A 23,968-nucleotide genomic window follows, 5' to 3' on the forward strand; every position below is an offset into this window, starting at 1 on the left:
TCAGACACCCAGGTAGCGCTCCCGGATCTCGTCGTCCCCGCGGAGTTCGTCGGCCGTGCCGTCGAAGACGATCTCTCCCTGGTCGACGACGTACGCGTGCCCGGCGATCTTGATCGCGGCCGCCGCGTTCTGTTCGACCAGCAGGATCGTCACGCCCTGCTCGCTGATCCGCTCGATGGCCGCCTCCACGTCCTCGACGATCTGGGGGGCCAGCCCCTCGTAGGGCTCGTCGAGCAGGAGGAGGTCGGTGCTCTGCTTGAGCGCGCGGGCGATGGCGAGCATCTGCTGTTCCCCGCCGGAGAGCGTCCCCGCCTTCTGGGTCTTCCGCTCGCCGAGGCGGGGGAAGTCGTCGTACACCTGTTCGGTGGACATCGACCGGCCGGTCGAGGTGAGCGGCCGTCGCCAGGTGTTCGAGGCGTTGCGCGACACCTCCGCGATCCGGAGGTTCTCCTCGACGGTGAGGTTGGCGAACACCCGCCGCTCCTCGGGCACCAGCGAGATGCCCTGCATCGCCACGTCGTCGGCGGGCATGCCGGTGATGTCCTCGCCCTTGAACCGGATCGATCCCTCGCGGACCTGCGGGGGGTTCGCGCCACAGATGGAGCGGAGCGTGGTCGTCTTGCCCGCGCCGTTGCGTCCGAGGAGGGCACAGATCTCCCCCTCCTCGACGGACAGCGAGAGGTCACGGAGGATGTGGCTCTCGCCGTAGTAGGCGTCGATGGCGTCGACGTCGAGCAGGCTCACAGGTCGACACCTCCGAGGTAGGCCTCCTGCACCTCGGGATCGCCCCTGATCTCGTCGGGCGTCCCCTCGGCGATCACCTGGCCGCGGTTGAGGACGACGATCCGATCCGAGATCCGGAAGACGATCTCCATGTCGTGTTCGATGAGGACGAACGTGAGGCCGAGTTCGCGTTTGACCTCCTCGACGAGGTCGACCGTCGACTCGGTCTCCTCCGGGGACATGCCGGCGGTCGGTTCGTCCATCAGGAGGAGGTCGGGTTCGGCCGCGAGGGCGATACCGATCTCGAGGCGGCGCTTGTCGCCGTACGGCAGTTCGGCGGCCGTCCGGTCGGCCTGCGCGAGGAGGCCGACCGCGTCGAGGGTGTCCGCCGCCACCTGGTGGACGCCGGTGAGGCTGTCCCGGTGTTCGAGGAACTTGAACCCGAATGATCCGTGTTCGGCCGCGAGCGCAGCGATCTCGGCGTTCTCTCGGACGGTGAGGTTCGAGAAGATGGAGGCCGTCTGGAAGGACTTGCTGATCCCCATCTGGACCACCTCGTGGGGGTCGCGGTTCACGATGGACTCGCCCTTGAACCGGATGTCGCCGGCGGTCGGGTCGAGACGGCGCGTGATGAGGTTGATGAGCGTCGACTTCCCCGCGCCGTTCGGTCCGATGATCGAGACGCGTTCGTCCTCCTCGACGGAGAGGTCCACGTCGTCGGTGGCGACGAGGCCGCCGAACTCCTTGACCAGCCCCTCGGTTTCGAGCAGCGCCATCACTCCTCACCCCCCGTGATCCGGTCGCGGACATCGCGGAAGAACCCCCAGATGCCGCGGGGGAAGACCCAGATGGTCACGACGAACACGAGGCCGAGGATCAGGTGCCAGAAGGGCGCGATGAAGTCGACCGGATGCCCCCCGCTGACGATGTTCTCGACGTAGAGGTAGACCCCCGCGCCGACGATGGGACCGAACAGCGATCCGGTCCCGCCGAGGACGGTCATGATGACCACCTCCCCGCTCGTGGTCCAGTACAGCGAGGCCAGCGGGACGTACGATCCGTGGATGACGAACAGGCTCCCGGCCACGCCGGCGAAGAAGCCGGAGAGGATGAACGACATCAGCCGGTAGCGCCAGACGTTCAGCCCGACGAACTCGGCGCGCTGTTCGTTCTCGCGGATCGCACGGAACACCATCCCGTACGGCGAGTGGAGGATGCGGTAGCCGAGCGCCACACAGAGGAGCGTGATGACCGCCACGAAGGCGTAGAGATACGTCCCCAGTAGGGGTCCGAGGACGAGCGGAAGTTCGCCCTCGAGCGGGACCATCCCGAGCAGTTCGCCCGTCTGGACGCCGGTGAACCCGTTCTCCCCGCCGGTGATGAAGGCCAGCGGCGAGGAGGACATGTAGAACAGCATCTGTGCGAACGCGAGCGTGAGGATGGCGAAGTAGATGCCGCCCCGGCGGAGCGACAGGAAGCCCAGGAACCACGCGAGCAGGACGGCGAAGCCCGTCCCGGCCGCCACCATCAGGATGGGCGAGCCGGAGACCTGCTGGCTGAACACGGCGGCCGCGTAGGCCGCGCCGCCCCAGAAGGCCGCGTGGCCGAAGGAGAGCAGCCCGGTGTAGCCGAGCAGCAGGTCGAACCCGAGCGCGAAGATGCCCCAGATGAGGATGAGCGTCGCGAGGCTCTGGTAGCCACGCAGGATCCCGCTCGTGACGGGCATGCGGGCGAAGACGAAGGGGAAGACGGCGAGGACGACGGCGGTGCCCGCCATGACGCGCGCCTCGTTGCCGCGGGGCGCCCAGACGCCGATGGCCTCGGCGATGGCCCCCTGTTCGGCCTCCGTCTCCGCCGTGGACGCAGGTTCGTCGCTCACGGTGCCACCCCCTCCTCGCCGAGGAGGCCCTGTGGCCGCACCAGCAGGATGACCGCCGCGATGGCGTAGAGCCCCACCTGCGCCCACGAGGAGAACGTCGCCACGAGAATGGCGTAGGTGAGCCCGAAGATGACGCCCCCCAGCGTCGCGCCGGCGATGGAGCCGACGCCGCCGATGACGACGGTCAGGAACGCGGGCACGAGGATGTCGTTCCCGATGGTCGGGTTGACGGGGTTGAGCGGGCCGCCGACGACGCCCGCGACGCCGGCCAGCGCCGCGCCGATCCCGAAGACGGCGATGTACGGCCGGCTCAGCCGGATGCCGAGCAGTTCGACCATCTCGGGGTCGCGGGTGCCGGCCCGGACCACCAGCCCGAAGTCGGTGTACTCGACTAGCAGGTAGACGATGGCGACCAGCACCGCCGTGATGAGGATGACGTAGTATCGCCACGAGGAGATGGGGATCCCCGCCAGGAACGGCACCTGCGGCGCCCCTTCGGCCCAGGCCGGCTGCGAGAAGGGCAGGCTGCTGGAGCCGAAGAAGATGCGGAAGACCTCCTGCACGACGATGGCGAGCCCGAAGGTGACGAGGATCTGGTCCGTGTCCGGGCGATCCTTGAACGGTTCCACGACCCAGCGCTCCATCGCCAGTCCGACGACGAACACGACGACCGGCACGAGAAGCAGGGCGGGGATGTACCCGAGGTCGAGGCCCAGGGTCCCGTAGCCCCACTCCTGCAGGAGGCCGCTGGTGAGGTTGATTTCGAGGGCGAACAACAGGCCGGCGTAGGTGCCGATCAGGTACAGCGCGCCGTGGGCGAAGTTGACGAACTTCAGCGTCCCGAGGATGATCGACAGGCCGACCGCCAGCAGGATGTAGATGGCGCCCTGCTGCAGTCCGTTGAGGAGGACGGTTATCGCCTCGATGTGAAAGCTCATCGTCTCACCCCACGGGAGTCGTCACGCCCGGAGGATCGACGACGGGGAACGGTTAGTAGTGTCATGTTTAGGGTTAGTGTGGTCATAATTGGCTATAGTTTTGCACCACGGGTGAGCGAGGGGGAAGCCGGCGTTACTCGTCGCCGTACTCGCCGAGTTCGCACTCCGCCGCCGGGCCGGCGTCACACGCGTAGCCCAGTTCGTCGCGGCTCGTGATGTTGATGATCTCGAAGTACCGCCCCTCCTGCTGTTCGGACTCGGGGAGCCCGCGGACGACCGGCACGTCGCGCTGGGCCTGGTGGTCGCAGGCCCGCATCGTCTCCGGCCCCATGCCGATGTTGCTGTACTCGTAGCCCTCGAGCTGGCGGATCACCTCGGGCGGGTAGAACGTCCCGGCCCGCTCGACGGCCGCGGCGTACTGGAGCGTCTGGGAGTAGGCGAGCTGTGCCGGTCCCGAGGGGACGCGGTCGTACTCGTCCTGGAACACCTGCAGGAACTCCTGGGACGGCGTGTTGTCGATCTGGGAGTCCCAGGCGACGGTGCCGAACACGCCCTCGATGGCGGCGCCCGCGGCCTCGGCCATCGGGCGGTTGTACAGCGGGACGACGAGCTCCATGTTCTCGTCGATGCCGGCGTCGACCGCCTGGCTCACCGACGTTGCGCCGTCCAGCCCGTAGTGGTCCAACAGGAGGACGTCGGCCCCGGAGTTCGCCGCCTCCGAGAGGTACGACGAGTAGTCGCTGGTCCCGAGCGGCGTCGCGACGGAGTCGACCTGCTCCCAGCCAGCCGTCTCGGTCAGGAACTGGTTCATCGACTCCTGGACGGTCTGACCCCAGCTGTAGTCGGCGTAGAGCTGGTAGAACTCCAGGTCGCTCCCGTACTCGTCACGGAGGACCGGCGCGAGCGCCTGCCCAGTCATGTACGCGTTGAACATCTCCCGGAAGCCGTAGCGGACGCAGTTCGCGCCCGTCGTCTCGTTGGAGTGGGTGAGACAGGCCATGAACAGGACCTTCTCGCGCTGACACAGCTCCTGCACCGCGATGGCGACGGCCGAGGACGACCCGCCGGTCACCATGATCGCGTCGTCGCGCTGGATCATCCGCGACGCGGACTGGCGCGCGGTGTCGGCGTCGGTCGCCGTGTCGCCGCTCACCGAGTCGATCTGGTAGTCGAGGACGCCGTCGCCCGAGAGGTCGTCGAACTGGGAGTCGACCCAGCCGCCGCCGTTGTTCAGGTGATCGACCGCCAGTTCGTACGCGCGGAGTTCGTCCTCGCCCTCGGAGGCGTACGGCCCGGACTGGGGGACGTTGAACCCGAGCGTCGCCGTATCGCCCTCGATGGGATAGTTGCCGAGCACGGGGTACTCCGATCCGCCGCCACCGCCGCCACCGCCACCGCCGCCCGAACAGCCCGCCAGGCCGACGAGGCCCGCGGTGCCGGCGGCGCCGGCCGCTTTGATCACGTCACGTCGATCCACATTGCCACCATTGCTACCCATACACATCCCGGCGGCCAGAACGTTAATAATAGTTTCTGTTCAATAGTCGGATAATTTACCATTATAGTCAACGATCGAACTGGACGGCCCGGCCGGCGGGGGGTCGACAGGGAGGGTCGGCGGATCGGCGGGGAATCGCTACGGCGACCCCAGGGCGTCGACGACGGCGGGCAGGGTCGTCACCTCGACGTCGGGCCGGGCGCCGATGGCCTCCGGCGGATCGCGGGTCCGGTTCACCCACGCCGTCGCCATGCCGGCGTTGCCGGCGCCGGCGACGTCCCACGCGTTGGAAGAGATCAGTCGGCACGCGTCGAGCGGTCGGTCGAGCGTCTCGGCGGCGTGTTCGTACACCGCCGGATCGGGCTTGAACGTCCGCACCCCGTGGGCGCTGACGATTCCGTCCAGGTGAGGCGCCAACCCCGCGTTCTCCGCCAGCCGTTCGAGCATCTCCGGGTCGCCGTTCGAGAGGACGACGACGTCGTGCCCGGCCGCGGACAGGCGATCGAGCGTTTCGACGGCGCCCGGGAACGGCTCCAGGTGGTCGTACGCCCCCAGGATGCGCTCCCGGGTCTCCGCGTCCGGGTCGAGGTCGTACTGGGCCAGCGCGTAGTCGAGGGCGTGGTCCGTGATCGACCAGAAGGGTTCGTAGTCGTCCATCTGCGCGCTCTGGTAGGAGTACTGGAGCTGTTTCCGCCGCCACGTCTCGTCGACCGCCGCCACCAGTCGGTCGGCGACGCCGAGTTCCTCGCCCAGACGGGTCCGCACGCTACTCGTGTCACACAGCGTCCCGTACATGTCGAAGCAGAGTCCGGCCATACCGGGAACGAGGGCCGGCGGCCCCTTGGTCGTTCCCCCGGGGTCACGGCCCACCGCGACACTTTAAGGAGCGGCCCCGCCACATCCCCTGCATGGACATTCGTGAGGCACGGGCGGAGGACATCGAGGGAATCAGGACGGTCGCACACCACTCCCTCGCCGCGTCGTACGGACACGCACTGGAGGACGACATCATCGCGCAGGCCGTCGAGCGGTGGTACGACGAGGAGACGCTCGTCGACGACCTGGACGACTCGAACACGGAGTTCCTCGTCGCCGTCGACGACGACCGACTCGTCGGCTTCGCCCAGAGCTACGTCGTCGAACGCCGGGAGACGGTCGGCGAAATCGACTGGCTCCACGTCGAACCCGACAGCCGGGGGATCGGCCTCGGCGACGAACTGCTGGCGGCGCTGGAGCAGCGACTCCTGGATCACGGCGTCACCCGCATCGAGGGGCGCGTGCTGGCGGCCAACGAGGCGGGGACCGACTTCTACGAGAACGAGGACTTCGAGGCCATCGGCGAACGAACCGTCGAAATCGGCGGCGAACCGTTCGTCGAAAAGCTCTACTCCAAGTTCCCCGAAACCGGCGGCCGACAGGTGCTCTCCGAGGCCGCGACGCTCCCCGACGGCCGGCAGGTGTACGTCGCCCTCGACGAGAGCGTCCGGGGCTCGAACGGCCCCTTCTACTCGGTGTATCTCGACCGCGACCGCACCGAGCGCTACGGCTACCTCTGTGGCAACTGCGACGGCTTCGCCGTCTCGATGGACACCATGGGTCGGGTCGTCTGCGAGGACTGCGAGAACCGCCGCAAGCCGACCCGGTGGGACGCGAGCTACCTCTAGCGATTACCCGGTTATATCACAAAGTATTATTCCGTCGGTCGTCCAGCAGAGTGCATGGAGCGAACCGAACCGACGGGAGGGGTGGCGTCGTGGTGAGCACGGCGCCGCTGCTCGGCCTGTTGACGGTAGTGCTGCTCGCCTTCGCGGCGCTCGGCGCGTGGTACGCCCGGGGGCGAATCGAGACGGTCGAGGACTACATCACCGCCCGCGACTCGGCGGGCGGCGGGACGCTGACGGCGACGGTGGTCGCCTCCAGCATGGGCGCGTGGATCCTGTTCAGCCCCGCCGAGGCCGGCGCCGCGTTCGGCGGCATCACGGCCGTCGCGGGGTACGCCGCCGGCTCCGCGCTCGCGCTCGCCGCCTTCGCCGTCGTCGGCCCGCGCATCCGTGACCTGCTCCCGCGGGGCCACAGCCTCACCGAGTACGCCTACGCCCGCTACGGGTCGGCGATGTACGCCTACGTCCTCGTCGTCAGCGTCGCCTACATGTTCGTCTTCCTCGCCGCGGAGTTCACCGGCATCGCGAGCGCGCTCTCGCTGATCGCGGGCGTCCCCGGCTGGCAGACCGCGACGGTCGTCGGCGTCACAGTCCTCGCGTACACCGGCTACGGCGGCCTGCGCGCGAGCATCGTCACCGACACCGTCCAGACCCTCCTCGTCCTCCCGCTCCTGATCGTGAGCGTCGTCGTCACGATTCTGGCGCTCGGGGGGACCGACGCCGCCCACGCCGCCATCGTCGACTCCTCGCCCGAACTCCTGACGGTCGGCTCCGCGACCGGCCTGGAGTTCGGCGCCTACGTCGTCGTCGCCATCGTCGGGGCGGAGATGCTGAACCAGGCGTGGTGGCAGCGAGTCTACGCCGCGAGCGACGAGCGCACGCTCCGCCGGGCCTTCCTCGTCGCCGCCGTCGCCGTCGTGCCCATGGTCTTTCTCGCCGGCGCCTTCGGCCCCGTCGCCGTCGGTCTCGGCCTCGTCCAGGCGCCCGCCGACGCCAGCGTCTCCTTCTTCCTCGTCGTGACCGACGTCCTCCCCGACGCGGCCGTGATCGCCGTCGCCGTCCTCGCCGTCCTGCTCGTGGTCTCCAGCGCCGACACGCTGTTCAACGCCATCGCGAGCGTCGTCACCGCGGACCTGCCGCGACTCCTCGACGTCTCCGGCGACCGCCTCACCGCGACCGCGCGCGGCGTCACCGTCGTCGTCGCCGCCGCCGCCACCGTCGTCGGCGCGCAGGGCTACTCCGTGCTCACGCTCTTTCTCCTCGCGGACCTGCTCGCCGCCGCGACCTTCGTCCCCCTCCTGCACGGCCTCTTCTCGCCGCGGGCGACCTCCGCTGGCGCCCTCACCGCGAGCGCCGTCGCCCTGGTCGTCGGCCTCGCGTTCTTCCCGCCCGCTCGCGGCGTCCTGCCGCTCGCGACGCTCCCCGCGGCAACCTACTTCCGTGCCTTCCTCGGTGCCGCCGCCGTCTCGACCACCCTGACGGTCGCGGCGGCCCGCCTCGGCGACGAGCGGTTCGACCTCGACGACCTCGACCGGGAGATCCGCCGACTCGACGACGAGCCCGCGACCGACGGCTCGGGGGGTGAGCGCCGGTGACCCTCTCGGCGCTCGGCTTCGCCGCCCTGATCTGGGGGTCGCTCGCGCTGGTCGTCGTCGTCTTCCTGTACGAACTGCTGGCGGTGTGGCGGGAGTACGACCGCGGCGCCGCGTGAACGGCGGATCGCACGCGTAATTCATCCCGCTCGTGTTCGGCGTCCCGTCGCATCTCGACGGGGCGCCCCCCTGCGGACGTGGCATCCGTTTCGCAGCCTGAAATCCGGCTGGAGGATATACCACCCGCGGGCGTCATCGATCCGTATGGACCGTGCCTTCGGAAGTCGAGAGGACGCACCGCCCTGGACGCCGAAACTCGGGCTCCTCGTGTCGATCCCGACCGTCGCGAGCCGTCGGCATCCCGACACACGATGACGCCGCGTCGTCGAACATGAACCGACGGACGTTCCTGTCGACGGCGGTCGTCGGCGCGAGCGCGCTCTCGGGGTGTCTGTCGATGCTCCCGTCGTCGGACACGCCCCTGCCGGACGCTCCCACCGGGGCGTGGACGCAGTACGGAGCCGGCGGGGCGAACACGCACGCACCGGACGTCTCCGCACCACCGCGAGGGAACCTGGCGTGGACGTCGGAGGCGTTCACGCGCTGGCAGCCCGCGGTTTCCGACGGGACGGTGTACACGACGAACTTCGATCCCAGCCACGACGGGAGTGCGATCGCCCTCGACGCACGGGACGGCACCGAACGGTGGCGAACCACCCTGGACGCCAGCGGGGACAACGGGACCGTCGTCGTCGACGATCGGTGCGTCGTGGCACACGACGGGGAACTCGTCGCGCTCGATTCCCGGACGGGCGAGCGGCTCTGGACGGCCCCGACGAACGGGTTCGAACACCTCGTCGCGGACGACGCCACCGGGACCGTCCTGGTCGCGTCCGAGGTCGGTATCGAAGCGTTCGGAGCAGCGAACGGGGAGCGACGCTGGGAGACCTACACGGTAACCGGGCTCGCCCGTGCGCCCGCAGTGTACGACGGGCGCGTGTTCGCCGTCGGAGACGTGGACGGAGCGCCGTCGCTCGTCGCCGTCTCGCTGGCGGACGGCTCGGACCGCTGGCGGAGCCAACTCACGGCCGCACCCGAGTCCGCCGCGCCCGTCGCGACCCGGGAGGGCGTGTTCGTCTCCGACGACCGAACGCTCGTCGTCCACGACAGGGAGACCGGCGACCGGCTCCGCGAACTCCGCTCGTTCGGTGAGGACGACGACGTCCCCCCACGGACGGTCGCCGTCGACGGCGGGACCGTCTTCGTCACCGGTTCGGACGGCGCCGTCGCGATCGACGGCGACACCGGCACGGAGCGCTGGCACCGCGACACGCCGGTGTACAAGCCGGGGCTCTGTGTCGGGAGCGAGACGGTCGTGTTCCCGGTCGGCAACCCCGAATTCGCACCCGGGAAGAAGACGATCAGCGCGTTCGACCGCGAATCGGGCGAGCTACGCTGGCACTACTCGTTCGATCCGGGCTTCCACAACCAGGTGACGTCCCCTCCGGTGCTGGTCGACGGGGCCGTGTTCTTCACGGCCACCCACATCGACGGTCTCGGCGCCCTCGGCGACGTGCCCGCACGGGAGAGCTAGTTCCCGGAGCCGGTCGCCCGCTCCCCGCGAAGACGTCGCTCCAACACTACCGCTGACCCCCCTGCGACGGTCCTCAGTCGCCGCTGATCTTGCCCTGGATGTCCTCGACGATGTCCGGGTTGCGGAGCGTCGAGGTGTCGCCAAGCTCCTCCTCGTTGGCGATGTCTTCGAGCAGGCGACGCATGATCTTGCCCGAGCGCGTCTTGGGCAGGTCGGGCGTGAAGACCACGCGCTCCGGACGCGCGATGGGGCCGATGGCGTCCTCGACGCCCTGGACGATGCGGTCGCGGAGGTCGTCGTTCTCCTCGTACCCCTCCTCGGTGATGACGTAGGCGTAGACGGCCTCGCCTTTCACCTCGTGTTGCCCGCCGACGACGGCCGCCTCGGCGACGCCCTCGACCCCGACGATGGCGGATTCGATCTCCATGGTCCCCAGGCGGTGACCCGAGACGTTGATCACGTCGTCGACGCGTCCGAGGACGGTGATGTAGCCGTCGTCGTCGATCTTGGCGCCGTCCTCCGGGAAGTACACCCAGTCCTCCGGATCGTCGGAGTCGGTGTCGGAGTACTCCGCCCAGTACTCCTCGATGTACCGCTCGTCGTTGCGATAGAGGGTGCGGAGCATCCCAGGCCACGGCTTCTGGACGGTGAGGTAGCCGGCGCGGCCGGCACCCACCTCCTCGCCGTTCGTGTCGACGATGCGCGCGTCGACGCCCGGGAGCGGCGGCCCCGCGGATCCGGGCTTCATCGTCTTGACGCCCGGCAGCGTGGTGACCATCATGCCGCCCGTCTCGGTCTGCCACCACGTGTCCACGATGGGGCACTCCTCGTTCCCGATGTGCTTGTAGTACCACTTCCACGCGCGGGGGTTGATCGGCTCGCCGACCGTCCCCAGCAGGCGGAGACTCGAGAGGTCGTGTCGTTCGGGGTACTCCGACCCCCACTTCATGAACGCCCGGATCGCGGTCGGGGCGGTGTAGAGCTGGTTGGCCTCGTACTCCTCGACGATCTCCCAGAGACGGTCCCGGTCGGGGTGGTCGGGCGTCCCCTCGTACATCATCGTCGTCGTCCCGAGGGCGAGCGGCCCGTAGACGATGTAGGAGTGGCCCGTGATCCACCCGATGTCCGCAGAGCAGAAGTACGTGTCTTCGGGCTTGATGTCGAGCACCGCCTGGCTGGTCCACGCGGTCCACGCGAGGTAGCCGCCGGTGGTGTGTTTGACGCCTTTCGGCTGGCCCGTCGTCCCCGAGGTGTACATCAGGAACAGCATGTCCTCGGCGTCGCGCTGGACGGGGTCGACCGTCGCGCCCTCGTGGGCGGCCACCAGGTCGGCGTAGGCGTGCTGGTTGTCGGCCAGGTCGTGGCCGAAGCCGTCGCCGTCCCGGAGGCGTTCGGCGACGACCACGTCCTCGACGGCGTGGTCGACGCCGCCGAGGCCGTCGTTTGCCTTCGAGAGGTGGTCGAGGGGGTCGCCACGGCGGTAGTAGCCGTCGCAGGTGACCAGATACTCGGAGTCGGCGGCGTTCATCCGCGTCGCCAGCGCGTCGGCCGAGAAGCCCGCGAACACCACGCTGTGGGGCGCGCCGATGCGCGCACACGCCAGCATCGCGATCGGCAGTTCGGGGATCATCGGCATGTACATCGTCACGACGTCGTCCTCGCCGACGCCGAGGTCACGGAGCGCCGCGGCGAACTCGTTGACCTCGCGGTGGAGTTCCTCGTAGGTGAACGTCCGGTCGTCCTCGTCGACGGGTTCGCCGACCCACTCGATGGCCGGTTCGTCGCCCCGCTCGTCGAGGTGGCGGTCCAGACAGTTCGCCGACGCGTTCAGCTTCCCGTCCGTGAACCACTCGTAGAACGGGGGGTTCGAGTCGTCGAGCACCTGGTCGTAGGAGTCGTCCCAGTCGAGAAGCTCGGCGGCCGCCTCCCAGCACTCCGGCCAGTTCTCGTCGAACTCCGCGTAGATGTCGGCGTCCGAGACGTTCGCCTGCTCGACGAACGCATCGGAGGGATCGAACGTCGCCTGCTCCTCGAGGCGCGCCTCCAGTTCTATGTCGTCGTCGGACATGTGTCACGGTAGACTTTCCAATCATTCGTGATAAACCTACGCCATGCGGGTTCGACGACCGTCGGTTCCGGCATCGTGCGGTCGCCGGATTCGGCGGCGGGCGGCGTGACCGGCCGGTTTTGCGGGAACCCGAACCATTCAGAAGGCTTTTGAGCGATCCGGCGATACTCCCCACACAGCATGCCTGCGGACTTCAACTGGGCGATCGGTGGAGAGGCCGGCGACGGCATCGATTCCACCGGGAAAATCTTCGCCCAGGCGCTCTCGAGGGCCGGTCGGCACGTGTTCACCTCCAAGGACTTCGCGTCGCGCATCCGCGGCGGGTACACGGCGTACAAAGTCCGCACGTCAGTTGACCAGGTTCAGAGCGTCGTCGACCGGCTGGACGTACTCATCGCGCTCACCCAGCGGACCATCGACGAGAACCTCGACGAACTCCACGAGGGGAGCGTCATCATCTACGACGGGGATCGGACGACGATGCAGGACGTCGAGATCCCCGAGGGGATGATCGGGCTGGACGTGCCCCTGAAGAGCCTCGCCGAGGACGCCGGCGGCGCGATCATGCGCAACGTCGTCGCGCTCGGCGCCGCGTGCGCGGTGGGTGAGTTCCCCATCGAGAACCTCGACAGCGCGCTCGAAAAGCGGTTCGGCGACAAGGGGTCGGCCATCGTCGACAACAACAAGGAGGCCGCACGGCTGGGTCGGGAGTACGTCCTCGACGAGTACGACCACGAGTTCGGCTTCGACCTGGAGTGTACCGACGAGAACTACGTCCTCCTGAACGGCGACGAGGCCATCGGGATGGGCGCCATCGCCGCAGGCTGTCGGTTCTACGCCGGCTACCCCATCACGCCCGCGACCGACGTGATGGAGTACCTCACGGGCCGCATCGAGGAGTACGGCGGCCACGTCGTGCAGGCCGAGGACGAACTCTCGGCGATCAACATGGCGCTCGGCGCCGCCCGCGCGGGCGCCCGGTCGATGACCGCCACCTCCGGCCCCGGCATCGACCTCATGACGGAGACGTTCGGGCTGGTCGCCACCAGCGAGACGCCGCTGGTCATCTGTAACGTGATGCGCTCGGGTCCCTCGACGGGGATGCCCACCAAGCAGGAACAGGGCGACCTGAACGCGATGCTCTACGGCGGCCACGGCGAGGTGCCGCGGTTCGTCCTCGCGCCGACCACCATCGCGGAGTGTTTCCACAAGACCGTCGAGGCGTTCAACCTCGCCGAGAAGTACCAGTTGCCCGTCTACCTGACCGCCGACCTCTCGCTCGCGGTCACCGAACAGACCTACCCGCCCGAGGAGTTCGACATGGACGCGGTCGAAATCGACCGCGGGAAGGTCGTCGACGAGGGGACCGTCGGGGAGTGGCAGGACGAACAGGGACGGTTCAAACCCCACGCCCTCACCGACGACGGGATCAGCCCACGGACGTTCCCGGGCACCGAGGGCGGCGTCCACATGTCCACCGGCCTCGAACACGACGAACTCGGGCGCCGGACCGAGGACACCGACATGCGCGTCCAGCAGGTCGACAAGCGGAGTCGAAAGGTCGACACGGCGCGCGAGCGCGAACCCTTCGAGCCCCGCGAGTTCGGGAACCCGGACGCCGACACGCTCGTCGTCTCGTGGGGGTCGAACGAGGGGGCGCTGATCGAGGCCAAGACCTTCCTCGACGAGGAGGGAGTCGACGCCCGCTTCCTCTCGGTGCCCTACATCTTCCCCCGTCCCGACCTGACCGAGGCCGTCGAGGCGGCCGAGGAGACGGTCGTCGTCGAGTGCAACGCCACGGGGCAGTTCGCCGACCTGATCGAACACGACACGCTGACGCGAGTCACCCGCATCAACAAGTACGACGGCGTCCGCTTCAAGGCGGACGAACTCGCCGAACGGATCGCCGACGTGCTGGCGACCGGCGAGGAGGCCACCGCATGAGTTCCAACGTTCGATTCACCGACTTCAAGTCCGACGCACAGCCGACCTGGTGTCCCGGATGCGGCGACTTCGGGACGATGAACGGCATGATGAAGGCGCTGGCCGAGACCGGCAACACCCCCGACGAGACGTTCGTCGTCGCCGGCATCGGCTGTTCCGGCAAGATCGGGACGTACATGCGCTCCTACGCCATCCACGGCGTCCACGGGCGCGCGCTCCCCGTGGGGACGGGCGTCAAACTCGCCAACCCCGACATCGAGGTGATGGTCGCGGGCGGCGACGGCGACGGCTACTCCATCGGCGCGGGCCACTTCATCCACGCCGTCCGCCGGAACGTCGACATGACCTACGTCGTCATGGACAACCGCATCTACGGGCTGACCAAGGGCCAGGCCTCGCCGACCAGTCGCGAGGACTTCGAGACGTCGACGACGCCCGAGGGGCCACAGCAACCGCCCGTGAACCCGCTCGCCCTGGCGCTCGCGGCCAGCGGGACCTTCATCGCGCAGTCGTTCTCGACGGACGCCCAGCGTCACGCCGAAATCGTCAAGCAGGCCGTCGAACACGACGGCTTCGGCTTCGTCAACGTGTTCTCCCCCTGCGTGACGTTCAACGACGTCGACACCTACGACTACTTCCGGGACCACATCGTCGATCTGCAGGATGCGGACCACGATCCGACGAGCTACGAGGACGCCCGCTCGCGCATCCTCGACCGCGACAAGGAGTACCAGGGCGTCCTCTACCGGGACGAGGAGTCGGTGCCCTACGAGCGGAGCCACGGCGTCGACGCGGACATGTCGGACATCCCCGACGGCGCTCCCGAGGACGCGATGGATCTGGTCCGCGAGTTCTACTGATCGGCTCCGGGGCCGACGTTCTCGGGCCGCGCCGGCGAGGGCGTTCGATACGGTCCGCCTTTCGACGGCCGCAAAAAAAGTTAAGCGGCGGTGTGACTGGCTTACGACCGTGTCTCACTTCCGGGACCCGATCGTCGGGATCGACCCTGGCACCTCGACGACCCGCTGTGCCGTCTACGACGGGGAACGGCCACGGATCGTCCCGAACGGGGCCGGCCGCGAGGCGACCCCCACCGTCGTCTCCGTCGCCGAGGACGGAACGTTGGTGGCCGGCACGCGCGCGGCCGACCGCACGACCACACATCCCGAGCGGACGGTCACCGACCTCGTCGACCGCCTCCGGACGGGCGAACCGGTCGTCGTGGACGGCGTGTCGTACCCGCCGGAGACGCTGGCCGCGGCCGTCATCTCGCGGGCCCTTCCCGACGGCGCGGGCGACCTGGAGAAGTGTGTCCTCACCGCGCCCAACGGCGCCACGAGGGCGTACCGTCGTCGACTTCGGGACGCCGCCTCCATCTTGGAGTTCTCCGTCGAGCGCACCGTCCACTCGACGGCGGCCGCCGCCATGGCCTACGGGTTCGACCGGGACGGCGAGCGGACCGTCCTCGTCTGTGACTTCGGCGGCGGGACCGCCGACGTCTCGGTGCTCGACATCGACGGCGGCGTCTACCACGTCTTCGCGACCGACGGGGTCCCCGATTTCGGCGGCGCGGATTTGGACGCCGCCGTCGCCGACCACCTCGCGTCGGCGTTCGCGGACGACCACGGCGTCGACCTTCGGTCGGACCCCCAGGCTCACCGCCGACTGATCGAGGCGGCCGCGGACGCACGCGCCGATCTCTCTACCCGCGAGCGGACCCGTATCCAACTCCCGGCCGTCACCGTCACCGACGACGGTCCCCTCGACCTCGATACCTCCCTGTCCAGTTCGGCGTTCGAGTCGATCGTCGACGACGTGATCGACCGAATCGAGGCCCCCATCGACCGCGTTCTCGACGCGGCCGCCGTCGACGGTGTCGACGACGTGGTGCTCGCGGGGGACGCGACGCGCACGCCGGCGGTCCGTGAACGCATCGAGGCGGTCACCGAGACGGTGCCCACGACGACCGCCGATCCCGGCACGGCCGCGGCGCTCGGCGCGGCGATCCAGGGCGGCGTCCTCTCCGGACACGTCGACGACGTCGTTCTGCTCGATGCCCTCTTTCGCTCCCTCGGCGTGGCCGTCGACGGCGACGGGTTCGAACCGCTCGTCCGGGCGGATACGACCGTTCCCACCGAGGCGTCCAAGACGTTCACGACGACGGCCGACGAACAGTCCGGCGTTCGCGTCCGGGTTCGCGAGGGTGGGTCCGCCCCCGACGGCGGCACCGTCCTCGGCGACGTGGCGCTGACGGACCTCCCGGCCGCACCCGCCGGTGACCCCCGAATCGAGGTGACGCTCTCGATCGACGAACGGCGGATCGTCAACGCCACCGCGGCGTGTGAGGAGACGGGAGAGGAAGCCGAGGCCACGTTCGACGCCCGTCGGCGTCTGACTCCCGCAGCGGTGGACTGGAGTCGACGGGTGCTGTTCAGGGTGGGGTCGCCCGATTCCGAGAGTCCGGTGCGGATCGCCGCCGCTCGTCCGGACCGACTCCTCGAACCGAGAACCGGGTCGGACGATCCGGCCGACTACCCCCCGATCACCAGCCCCGTCCTCCCCCACGGCGTCGGTTTGGAGACGGTCGGCGACGGCGACGGCCCCGGCTTCGAACGCCTCCTCGATGCGGGGACCTCGCTCCCCGCCCAGGCGTCGCGGACGTTCACCACCGCGACGGACGACCAGGAGTCGGTCCGCGTCCGCGTCCTGCGCGAGGGCACGTCGGACACCCCGGAACCGGTCGGCGAGGTCACGGTTCGGGACCTCCCATCGGCGCCGGCAGGGAACCCGGACATCGCGGTCGATGTCGCCGTGGACGCGACGGGGACGCTGACGGTATCGGCGACGGTCGACGACGCCGACGACCCCGCGGCGTCGACCGAGTTCGACCTGTTCGACGGGAGGGCTGTGACGGGGCGCGACGACCCGTCCGGCGGCGACGACGGTCCCGAACTCCTCGACCGATCGCCGACGGCGGCGGAAATCGAGTGTTTGCTCGACGTGCGCGACGACCTCTCGCGGGCGCTCGACGCCGACGCCGACGACCCGGAACCGGTGCAGGCTGGGCTGCGGGCGACCCGGAAGAAGCTCGACCGCCTGACCGACGACGAACTCACCGCGTCGATCGCCGAGGACGCCCTCGCCGTCGCCGACGATCTCGACCGGGCCGTCGGCGGCGATCCGGGCACGACCGATCGACTCCGGCGGTGGATCCGGTCCACGCGGCGGCGGGTGGAGAGCGCGCTCGACGCGGCCGACGCGACCCTCCTCGCTCCCGACCCGGGCGAGTCGATCGACCCCGACCGGCACAGCGTCGTCGCGCGCGTCGAGTCGGAGCGACCGGCCGACGCAGTGGTCGACGTGCGGGCGACGGGATACGCGCGGGCGGGCCGGGTCGAGCGGCCGGCGAAGGTGACCGTGAGCGACGGTCCGGGAGGGGCGTCGCTCGCCGGTCCCCCCGACGCGATTCCCGGACGTCCCGACGTCTCGGTCGACCACGGCGCGCTCTCCCGCGGCGACCGGATCGGCAGCGGCGGCCGGGCCGACGTGTTCGAGGCCACCGTCCCGTCGCCCGACGGTCCCGTGACCGTCGCGCTCAAGGAGCCCCGGTTCTCGGGGACGCTCCACGCGGACGTCGGCGAGCGCTTCGTCGACGAGGCGAGACGGTGGGCGCGCCTGGACGACCACGACCACGTCGTCGGCGTCGTCGACTGGGGTGCCGAACCGCTCCCCTGGATCGCCATGGAGTACATGGACGGGGGAACGCTCGACGAACGCGCCGGCGACGTGTCCGTGCCCCAGGCACTCTGGACGGCACTGGCGGTCGCTCGCGGCGTCAGTCACGCCAACAAGCGCGGCGTCGCCCACCTCGATCTGAAGCCGGAGAACGTCCTCTTTCGCTCGGTCGACGGCGCCTGGGACGTGCCGAAGGTGGCGGACTGGGGCCTCTCCAGACACCTCCTCGACCGCTCGTCGGGCGCGAGCGGCTACACCCCGACCTACGCCGCCCCCGAGCAACTCGACGGCGACGGATCGGTCGACGCTACCACCGACGTCTACCAACTGGGAGCCGTCTGCTACGAACTGTTCACCGGGCGGCCGCCGTTCGAGGGCGACGGCCCGGGCGACGTCGTCGAGCAGGTCCGAACGTCGACGCCGCCGCCCCCCAGCGACGTCGCGTCGGTCCCCGATACCGTCGACGACGTCCTCCTGACGGCCCTCGCCACCGACCCCGCGGACCGGTACGAGTCGACGCTCTACCTCCGCGACGCCCTCCGGGACGCGTTCGAGTCGACGGTCGGCCCGCTGGAGCGGTGAGCGGCGGCATCACGCGAGGAGGACGGGTATCGCGAGCGACGTCAGCGGGAGTGGGATCGCCCCCGTGACCCACAGGACGGCCGCGAAGGCCGCCACCCCGAGGGCGTAGCCGGCGGCGGGCGAGAGCGCGGCGACCGGTCCGGCGGCGTGCCCGACACCGACCGCCACGAGGAGGGCGGCCGCGAGGTACCCGCCCTCGCGACGCGTCGTCATCTACCCTCCTCCCGCGCGTCGACACCGTCGTGCATCGGTGGCCGACGCGTCGGCCACCGACAAAAATCCGTCCCCGGACCGCCGGTCGGCGCTTACCCCGGCAGGACGAGGTTGAGGAGGGCGACCACGAGGCCCGCGAGCCCCATCCGCACGCCCGCGACGTAGGGGTTCAGGCCCGCGACGGTTCCCATGTACGCGCCGAAGGTAAAGAGGGTCGTCACGCCGACGCCGACGGCCGCGACGGTGCTCTCGAACATCGTCAGCGTCGACCCTTCGAGGAGGTACGGGAGCAGGGGGAGCACGATCCCGACCAGCGGCCCCAGCCCGCTGGTGACGGCGCTGATCGCCCGGGCGTCCCGCATCCGTCGGGTCACTCGCGTGTCGTCGAGGTCGGTGAGCATCGCGCGTTCGATGCTCGCGACCTGCGCCCGGCGTTCGGCGCGTTCGATCTCCCAGACGCTCCAGACGCCGGAGGTACACAGGCCGACCGCCGCCCCGAGGCCGATGGCGACGACGGTCACCCCCTCGTCGATCCCCGAGAGGTACGCCCCCACGGTGACGCCGATGCTGGTGAGGGTGCCGTCGAAGCCGTTCGAGATGAAGTAGCGGCGGGAGATCGACCGCACCTCGTCGTGGGCGAGCGCCGACCGGAGGGAGCGCAGTCGGTCGCGCACGTCAGTCCTGCGGGGTCCGGACCTCCTCGACCAGATACTCCCCACACACCACCTGGTCGACGGAGTGGACGGATCCGCCGAGGCGTTCGACTTCGTCGTCGACGCGCTCGACCGCGATGTCCGATCCCTCCACCGTGAGCTTCAGGGTCTGTACCTCGGCGTCGGTCTCCACGAGCAGCGCGTTGACGGCCTCGATCCCGTCGAGGTCGGCGAGCCGGCTGGCCACCTCGACCGTCGACGGCTGGTGGGGTTTCAACACGTCGAGGACGACGCGACGGACTGGTGCCATCGGTCCCCCGTACCGGACGCGCCGGCCTAAGTGTACCGACGGTGACGGATCAGACGAAGAGAAACGAGGGGAGATAGAGCGCGAGACAGAGGAGGGCGGCGCGGCGGTCGATCCCGCGCCGGACGTACATGATCCCGAGTTCGACCAGCATCACACGTCGCCTCAACTCGCTAGCTCATAGCTCCGTCGCCGTGCCCCGCTCGTCCCGGTTCAGCAAGACTGATTACGCTCTCCCGGCATCGGGGGATATGTCCGACCGTTTCGACGTGATCGTCGCCGGCGCCGGGCCCGCGGGGGCCCAGTGTGCCCGCGACCTCGCTCAGCGGGACTACGACGTCCTCGTCCTCGAGGCGGAAGCCGAGGACGACTTCCCCCGCCAGAGCAACAAGTCGACCGCCGGGACTTTCCCCTCCATGATGGCCTCCTTCGGCGTGCCCGACGAGGTGGTGATGAACTACACCGACGACGTGGTGCTGGAGTCGCCGAACGACCACTACGTCCAGCACCAACCCGGTGCAGTGCTGGAGTTCGCCGACTTCAAGCGCTGGCTGGTGGGCGAGGGCCGCGAGGAGGGGGCGACCTACCGGTTCGACGCCCGCGTCAACGGCCCGATCATGGAGGGCGGCACGATTTCGGGCGTCAGGTACGCGGGCGACGAGGAGGCGTCCGCCGACATCGTCGTCGACGCGACGGGGCCGGCCGCGCCGCTCGCGAAGGAACTCGGCGTGAGCGACCTGCAACGGGAACACCAGGCCATCGGCGTGGAGTGGGAGATGGAGGGCGTCGACGTCGACCACCCCGACTACGCCGACCTCACCGACGCGATGATGCTCCGTCTCGACCACGAGTACGCCCCCGGTGGCTACTCCTGGATCTTCCACACCGGCGGCGACACCGCGAAGGTCGGCCTCTGTTACATCCAGAACGCGAGCCACGAGCAGTACGGTCGCGACGGGGCGAGCATCGACGACTACCTCCACCACTGGCTCGACACCGACCCGCGCTTCGCCGACGCGGAGCGCATCGCCGAGAAACAGCAACACCGCGGCTCGGCTCACATCCAGATGCCCGGCCAGCTCTGTACGGACGGGTTCATGGCCATCGGCGACGCCGTGCCGACCATCGACCCGCTGTGGGGCGAGGGGATCCACAAGGGGATGAAGTCGGGGCGTATGGCCGCCATCACGGCCGACCGCTGTTTCACCGAGGCCGACCCCGACACCTCGGCGGAGGCCATGTCGGTCTACAGCAAACTCTGGCACAGCGAGGTGGCTCCACGGATGCGGGAGCGGCTCCTGATGACCGAACTCCTGTATCTCGCCCCCAACGATCGGTACGACACGCTGATGGCGGACCTCCAGGGAACCGACAGCGACACGCTGGCGAAGGCCAACGCGGGCAACGTCCGTGCGATGCTGAAGCTCCTCCACCTCGGCGACGTGCCCCTCCTGGGGAAGTTCGCGAGGGAGCGGCTCTCCGGCTAACCGGAACGACCCTTCCGCAACCCCTTTCGGCGTCTCGCGCCTCGGGTCGGATGTGACTCAGTCCACCGGTGAGGTGCGGCGAACGAACGGCATGCCGATCCTCGGTCTCGGCACGTGGCAGAACACGGCCCCCGAGGAGTGTGCGGACGCCGTGGCGACGGCGCTCGATCTGGGCTATCGCCACGTCGACACCGCACAGGCCTACGACAACGAGGAACACGTCGGCGAGGGGATCGCGCGGGCGAACCTCGACCGCGAGGACCTCTTCCTGGCGACGAAGGTGTGGATCGACGACCTCGCGCCCGGGGACGTCCGGGCCTCCACCGAGGAGAGCCTGGAGCGACTCGGCGTCGACGCGGTCGACCTGCTCTACGTCCACTGGCCGGCCGGGGCGTACGACCCCGAGGGGACGCTCGGCGCCTTCGACGACCTGTACGACGACGGCCTGATCGACCGCATCGGCGTCAGCAACTTCGAACCGGCACAGGTGACGGAGGCCGTCGAGGCGGCCGACGCGCCGATCTTCGCCAACCAGATCGAGTGCCACCCGCTGCTCCCGCAGACGGAACTCCGGGAGCACTGCGCCGACCTCGACGTCGAGGTGGTGGCGTACTCGCCGCTGGCCCGCGGCGAGGTGTTCGACGTGCCAGAGATCCAGTCGGTCGCCGAGAGACACGGCGTCAGCGAGGCGCAGGTGTCGCTGGCGTGGCTCCGCGAGAAGGGCGTGACCGCAATCCCGAAGGCGACCGGCGAGGACCACGTCCGCGACAACTGGGCGTCGCGAACGCTCGACCTCGACGACGAGGACGTGGCGACGATCGACGGCATCGGTCGGGAGAAACGGCTGGTCGACCCCGACTTCGCCCCCTGGTAGTCAGGAGCGCTCGGCCGCCTCGGCGTCCGCCTCCTCCTCGTGGTCCGCGACGTTCGCGGCCACCCTGACGCCGATCAGCGAGACGACGATCGCGGTGACGACAAAGAGCGCGAGGCGTTCGGTCGCCGGCACGGTGATCCCCGCCACCCGCAGATTGCCGAGAACCCCCTCGCGTTCGAGGAAGTAACCCGCGAATCCGCGGACGACGAGGCCGAGGGCGACGACGCCGAACGGCAGGTTCAGATACGGCCGGGGCACCCGATCCGAGTCGATGAGTTCGTCGAGGAGGCGGCCGGCGCTCGCGGTCAGCGCCGCCAGCGCCAGCCACGGGATGCTGCTGTAGGCGAACTGCATGACCGGAACCACGACCCCCTCGGTCGTCGTCGAGACGGCGAGCGCACCGAGGAAGGCGCCGACGAGTGCGAGGCCACCCGCGACGGCGTAGGTGACGACCGACACCTGCCCGGAGTAGAGGGCCTCCCGGATCCGGTCGGGGAGACGGGAGAGGTAGGTGTCGATGGCGAGCCCCTTGTAGAGGACGGCGGCCCCGAGCAGCGAGGCGAGGCCGGCCAGCGCCACGGGCAGGGAGAACCGCACGAGCAACACCGGGAGGAGCAGCAGGCCGACGCCGAGCGGAACCAGGACGGTCGAGCGCAGTTCCTCGTCGGCGAGGAACTGCTTGAGGAGGTAGTACGTCGATTCGATGTCCCGGGCCTGCCGGACGACGACGCGGTCGACCGAGTCGACGGGGAGGCGGCTCTCGACGATGGGGACCAGCCGCTCGTCCTCGGCGCTGTCGGTGACGATGATCGCCGAGCGCGGGTCGTGGCGGTCGAGCAGGTCGTCGATCTGTGCGGCGACCGACCGGTCGGCGCCGACGGCCGAGTCGCCGGTTCCCGAGACGACGGCGACGATGGCGTCCTCGCCCTCGCCGCGGAGGTCGCGGGTGACCCGCAGCGCCTCCAGCAGGCAGTTCACCGTCGAATCCTCCGGGTCCGCGAGTCCGACCTCCGTCACCAGCGACCGCACCGCGTCCCACCCGTCGACGGGCATCGACACGCCGACCGTCCGCCCGATGTCGTCGGCGCGGTCGACACACAGGACCAGGGTTGTCACGGTGACGAGAACTATCCACGGGAATAAATATCCCCCGCTGCGGGGGTCAGAATCGGAGCCGGAAGCCCCGGTCGTCGTCGACGACGACGCCCGCCATCCCGGCGCCGAAGGCGTACGCGACGGCCGTCGCGCCGCCGCGGAGGCGTGCGGCCAGCCCCTTCTCCGGTTCGAACTCGCGGACCGACACCTCGGCGTCGAGCAGGTCGGCTACGTGGTCCTCGACGTCGTCCCGGTCACCGACGTCGTCGACCAGCCCCAGTTCGTGGGCGTCCTCGCCGAGGTAGACCCGCGCCTCCGTCTCCCGGATCGCCTCGGGGTCCATGTCGCGTCCCTCGGCCACCCGCTCGACGAAGTCGTCGTAGAAGCCGTCGATCAACCCCTGCAGGTACTCCCGCTCCTCCGCGGAGAGTTCCTTCAGGGGCATGCCGGCGTCCTTGTACTCCCCCGCGGCGAAGCGCTCGTAGGAGACACCGAGTTCGTCGGCCAGCTCCGAGACGTTCACCCGCGAGCCGATGACGCCGATGCTGCCGACGATGCTGGCGCGGCGCGCCCAGAGTTCGTCACACCCACTCGCGATCCAGTAGCCGCCGCTGGCACAGACGTCGGTGGCGTAGGCCACGGTCGGGCCGTCGAAGTCGGCGGCCGCCTTCCGGATGTCGTCGCTCGGGACCACCTCCCCGCCGGGCGTGTCGAGTTTCACCAGCAGGGCCTCCGTGGCGTCGTCCTCGTCCGCGCGTTCGATCACGTCGACCACGTCGTCGGCGGTGGCGCCGAGCGACCCGCCCGGGATCGGACTCGGCGTCGAGCCGTCACGGGTGATCGGCCCCTCGACCGCCACCTCCGCGACGTTGTAGTCGGGAAAGATCGAGTCCGCCAGGTCGCCGGCGGCGCGCGCACCGAGGACCACCACGCCGACGGTCACCAACATCCCGAGGAGGTCCGCGAGCGATCCGGGCAGAACCACGAAGATCACGAAACCGAGGACGGCCGCGAGCAACCCGCCGCCGAGGACGACGGCGAGTCGGCCGACGTCGTCTCCCTCACTCACGTTCGTTCACCATACGCAGTGCTGGGGGACGGATCGGCATAAAAACACGTGCGTCG

20 protein-coding genes are annotated in these 23,968 nt (G+C 69.5%); 8 read left to right on the forward strand and 12 right to left on the reverse strand.

The annotated features are described in order from the left end of the window. The 6 genes from NBT67_RS06585 to NBT67_RS06610 form a co-directional block, all read right to left on the reverse strand. The gene (locus NBT67_RS06585; RefSeq protein ID WP_251344049.1) at positions 1 to 744 is read right to left on the reverse strand and encodes an ABC transporter ATP-binding protein; all 744 of its coding nucleotides are present in this window, start codon (positions 742 to 744) and stop codon (positions 1 to 3) included. Then, entirely contained in the window at positions 741 to 1,499 is a 759-nt protein-coding gene (locus tag NBT67_RS06590) for an ABC transporter ATP-binding protein (RefSeq protein ID WP_251344050.1), read from the reverse strand. The genes NBT67_RS06585 and NBT67_RS06590 overlap by 4 nt, the downstream gene beginning before the upstream one ends. Beyond that, the gene (locus NBT67_RS06595) at positions 1,499 to 2,602 is read right to left on the reverse strand and encodes a branched-chain amino acid ABC transporter permease (protein WP_251344051.1); all 1,104 of its coding nucleotides are present in this window, start codon (positions 2,600 to 2,602) and stop codon (positions 1,499 to 1,501) included. Before NBT67_RS06595 ends, NBT67_RS06590 begins: the two co-directional genes overlap by 1 nt. Then, positions 2,599 to 3,540, reverse strand: coding sequence for a branched-chain amino acid ABC transporter permease (locus NBT67_RS06600; RefSeq protein ID WP_251344052.1), 942 nt, complete (start codon positions 3,538 to 3,540; stop codon positions 2,599 to 2,601). Before NBT67_RS06600 ends, NBT67_RS06595 begins: the two co-directional genes overlap by 4 nt. Positions 3,541 to 3,673: 133 nt before the next feature. Continuing rightward, positions 3,674 to 5,038, reverse strand: coding sequence for a substrate-binding protein (locus NBT67_RS06605; protein WP_251344053.1), 1,365 nt, complete (start codon positions 5,036 to 5,038; stop codon positions 3,674 to 3,676). Positions 5,039 to 5,176: 138 nt separating this feature from the next. Next, positions 5,177 to 5,854, reverse strand: coding sequence for a haloacid dehalogenase type II (locus NBT67_RS06610; RefSeq protein WP_251344054.1), 678 nt, complete (start codon positions 5,852 to 5,854; stop codon positions 5,177 to 5,179). A gap of 92 nt (positions 5,855 to 5,946) precedes the next feature. On the opposite strand from NBT67_RS06610, the gene NBT67_RS06615 reads away from it, so the two are divergent. The 3 genes from NBT67_RS06615 to NBT67_RS06625 all read left to right on the forward strand — a co-directional run bounded on the left by NBT67_RS06615 (position 5,947) and on the right by NBT67_RS06625 (position 9,885). Then, positions 5,947 to 6,702: a GNAT family N-acetyltransferase gene (locus NBT67_RS06615; RefSeq protein WP_251344055.1), complete on the forward strand. Its 756-nt coding sequence runs from the start codon at positions 5,947 to 5,949 to the stop codon at positions 6,700 to 6,702. A gap of 89 nt (positions 6,703 to 6,791) precedes the next feature. Next, positions 6,792 to 8,294: a sodium:solute symporter family transporter gene (locus tag NBT67_RS06620; RefSeq protein ID WP_251344056.1), complete on the forward strand. Its 1,503-nt coding sequence runs from the start codon at positions 6,792 to 6,794 to the stop codon at positions 8,292 to 8,294. Positions 8,295 to 8,682: 388 nt separating this feature from the next. Beyond that, entirely contained in the window at positions 8,683 to 9,885 is a 1,203-nt protein-coding gene (locus NBT67_RS06625; protein WP_251344057.1) for an outer membrane protein assembly factor BamB family protein, read from the forward strand. Positions 9,886 to 9,958: 73 nt separating this feature from the next. Here NBT67_RS06625 and acs read toward each other — a convergent pair whose 3' ends face one another. Next, positions 9,959 to 11,953, reverse strand: a complete 1,995-nt coding sequence (gene acs / locus NBT67_RS06630; RefSeq protein WP_251344058.1) for an acetate--CoA ligase — start codon at positions 11,951 to 11,953, stop codon at positions 9,959 to 9,961. A gap of 180 nt (positions 11,954 to 12,133) precedes the next feature. On the opposite strand from acs, the gene NBT67_RS06635 reads away from it, so the two are divergent. The 3 genes from NBT67_RS06635 to grpE all read left to right on the forward strand — a co-directional run bounded on the left by NBT67_RS06635 (position 12,134) and on the right by grpE (position 18,214). Further along, on the forward strand, positions 12,134 to 13,897 hold the full coding sequence (locus NBT67_RS06635; RefSeq protein ID WP_251344059.1) for a 2-oxoacid:acceptor oxidoreductase subunit alpha: 1,764 nt from the start codon (positions 12,134 to 12,136) through the stop codon (positions 13,895 to 13,897). After that, the gene (locus tag NBT67_RS06640) at positions 13,894 to 14,757 is read left to right on the forward strand and encodes a 2-oxoacid:ferredoxin oxidoreductase subunit beta (protein WP_251344060.1); all 864 of its coding nucleotides are present in this window, start codon (positions 13,894 to 13,896) and stop codon (positions 14,755 to 14,757) included. Before NBT67_RS06635 ends, NBT67_RS06640 begins: the two co-directional genes overlap by 4 nt. A gap of 109 nt (positions 14,758 to 14,866) precedes the next feature. Beyond that, entirely contained in the window at positions 14,867 to 18,214 is a 3,348-nt protein-coding gene (gene grpE / locus NBT67_RS06645; RefSeq protein ID WP_251344061.1) for a nucleotide exchange factor GrpE, read from the forward strand. Positions 18,215 to 18,223: 9 nt separating this feature from the next. Here grpE and NBT67_RS06650 read toward each other — a convergent pair whose 3' ends face one another. The 3 genes from NBT67_RS06650 to NBT67_RS06660 all read right to left on the reverse strand — a co-directional run bounded on the left by NBT67_RS06650 (position 18,224) and on the right by NBT67_RS06660 (position 19,390). Continuing rightward, positions 18,224 to 18,427, reverse strand: a complete 204-nt coding sequence (locus NBT67_RS06650; protein ID WP_251344062.1) for a hypothetical protein — start codon at positions 18,425 to 18,427, stop codon at positions 18,224 to 18,226. Positions 18,428 to 18,519: 92 nt separating this feature from the next. Beyond that, a complete protein-coding gene (locus NBT67_RS06655; RefSeq protein ID WP_251344063.1) occupies positions 18,520 to 19,101 on the reverse strand; it encodes a VIT1/CCC1 transporter family protein in 582 nt (193 codons plus the stop codon). Between the two features lies 1 nt (position 19,102). Next, complete coding sequence (locus NBT67_RS06660) at positions 19,103 to 19,390, reverse strand: DUF211 domain-containing protein (protein WP_251344064.1); 288 nt, start codon at positions 19,388 to 19,390, stop codon at positions 19,103 to 19,105. A gap of 248 nt (positions 19,391 to 19,638) precedes the next feature. On the opposite strand from NBT67_RS06660, the gene NBT67_RS06665 reads away from it, so the two are divergent. Together NBT67_RS06665 and NBT67_RS06670 are read left to right on the forward strand one after the other, a co-directional pair. Next, entirely contained in the window at positions 19,639 to 20,874 is a 1,236-nt protein-coding gene (locus tag NBT67_RS06665) for a digeranylgeranylglycerophospholipid reductase (RefSeq protein ID WP_251344065.1), read from the forward strand. A gap of 91 nt (positions 20,875 to 20,965) precedes the next feature. After that, entirely contained in the window at positions 20,966 to 21,748 is a 783-nt protein-coding gene (locus NBT67_RS06670; RefSeq protein WP_251344357.1) for an aldo/keto reductase, read from the forward strand. Here the strand turns inward: NBT67_RS06670 and NBT67_RS06675 are convergent, their stop codons facing one another. Next, positions 21,749 to 22,864, reverse strand: coding sequence for a DUF373 family protein (locus NBT67_RS06675; RefSeq protein WP_251344066.1), 1,116 nt, complete (start codon positions 22,862 to 22,864; stop codon positions 21,749 to 21,751). A gap of 46 nt (positions 22,865 to 22,910) precedes the next feature. Beyond that, on the reverse strand, positions 22,911 to 23,912 hold the full coding sequence (sppA, locus tag NBT67_RS06680) for a signal peptide peptidase SppA (RefSeq protein WP_251344067.1): 1,002 nt from the start codon (positions 23,910 to 23,912) through the stop codon (positions 22,911 to 22,913). Positions 23,913 to 23,968 lie beyond the last annotated feature (56 nt).

The organism is Haloplanus sp. GDY1, assembly GCF_023703775.1.
GTDB classification, from domain to species: Archaea; Halobacteriota; Halobacteria; order Halobacteriales; family Haloferacaceae; genus Haloplanus; species Haloplanus halophilus.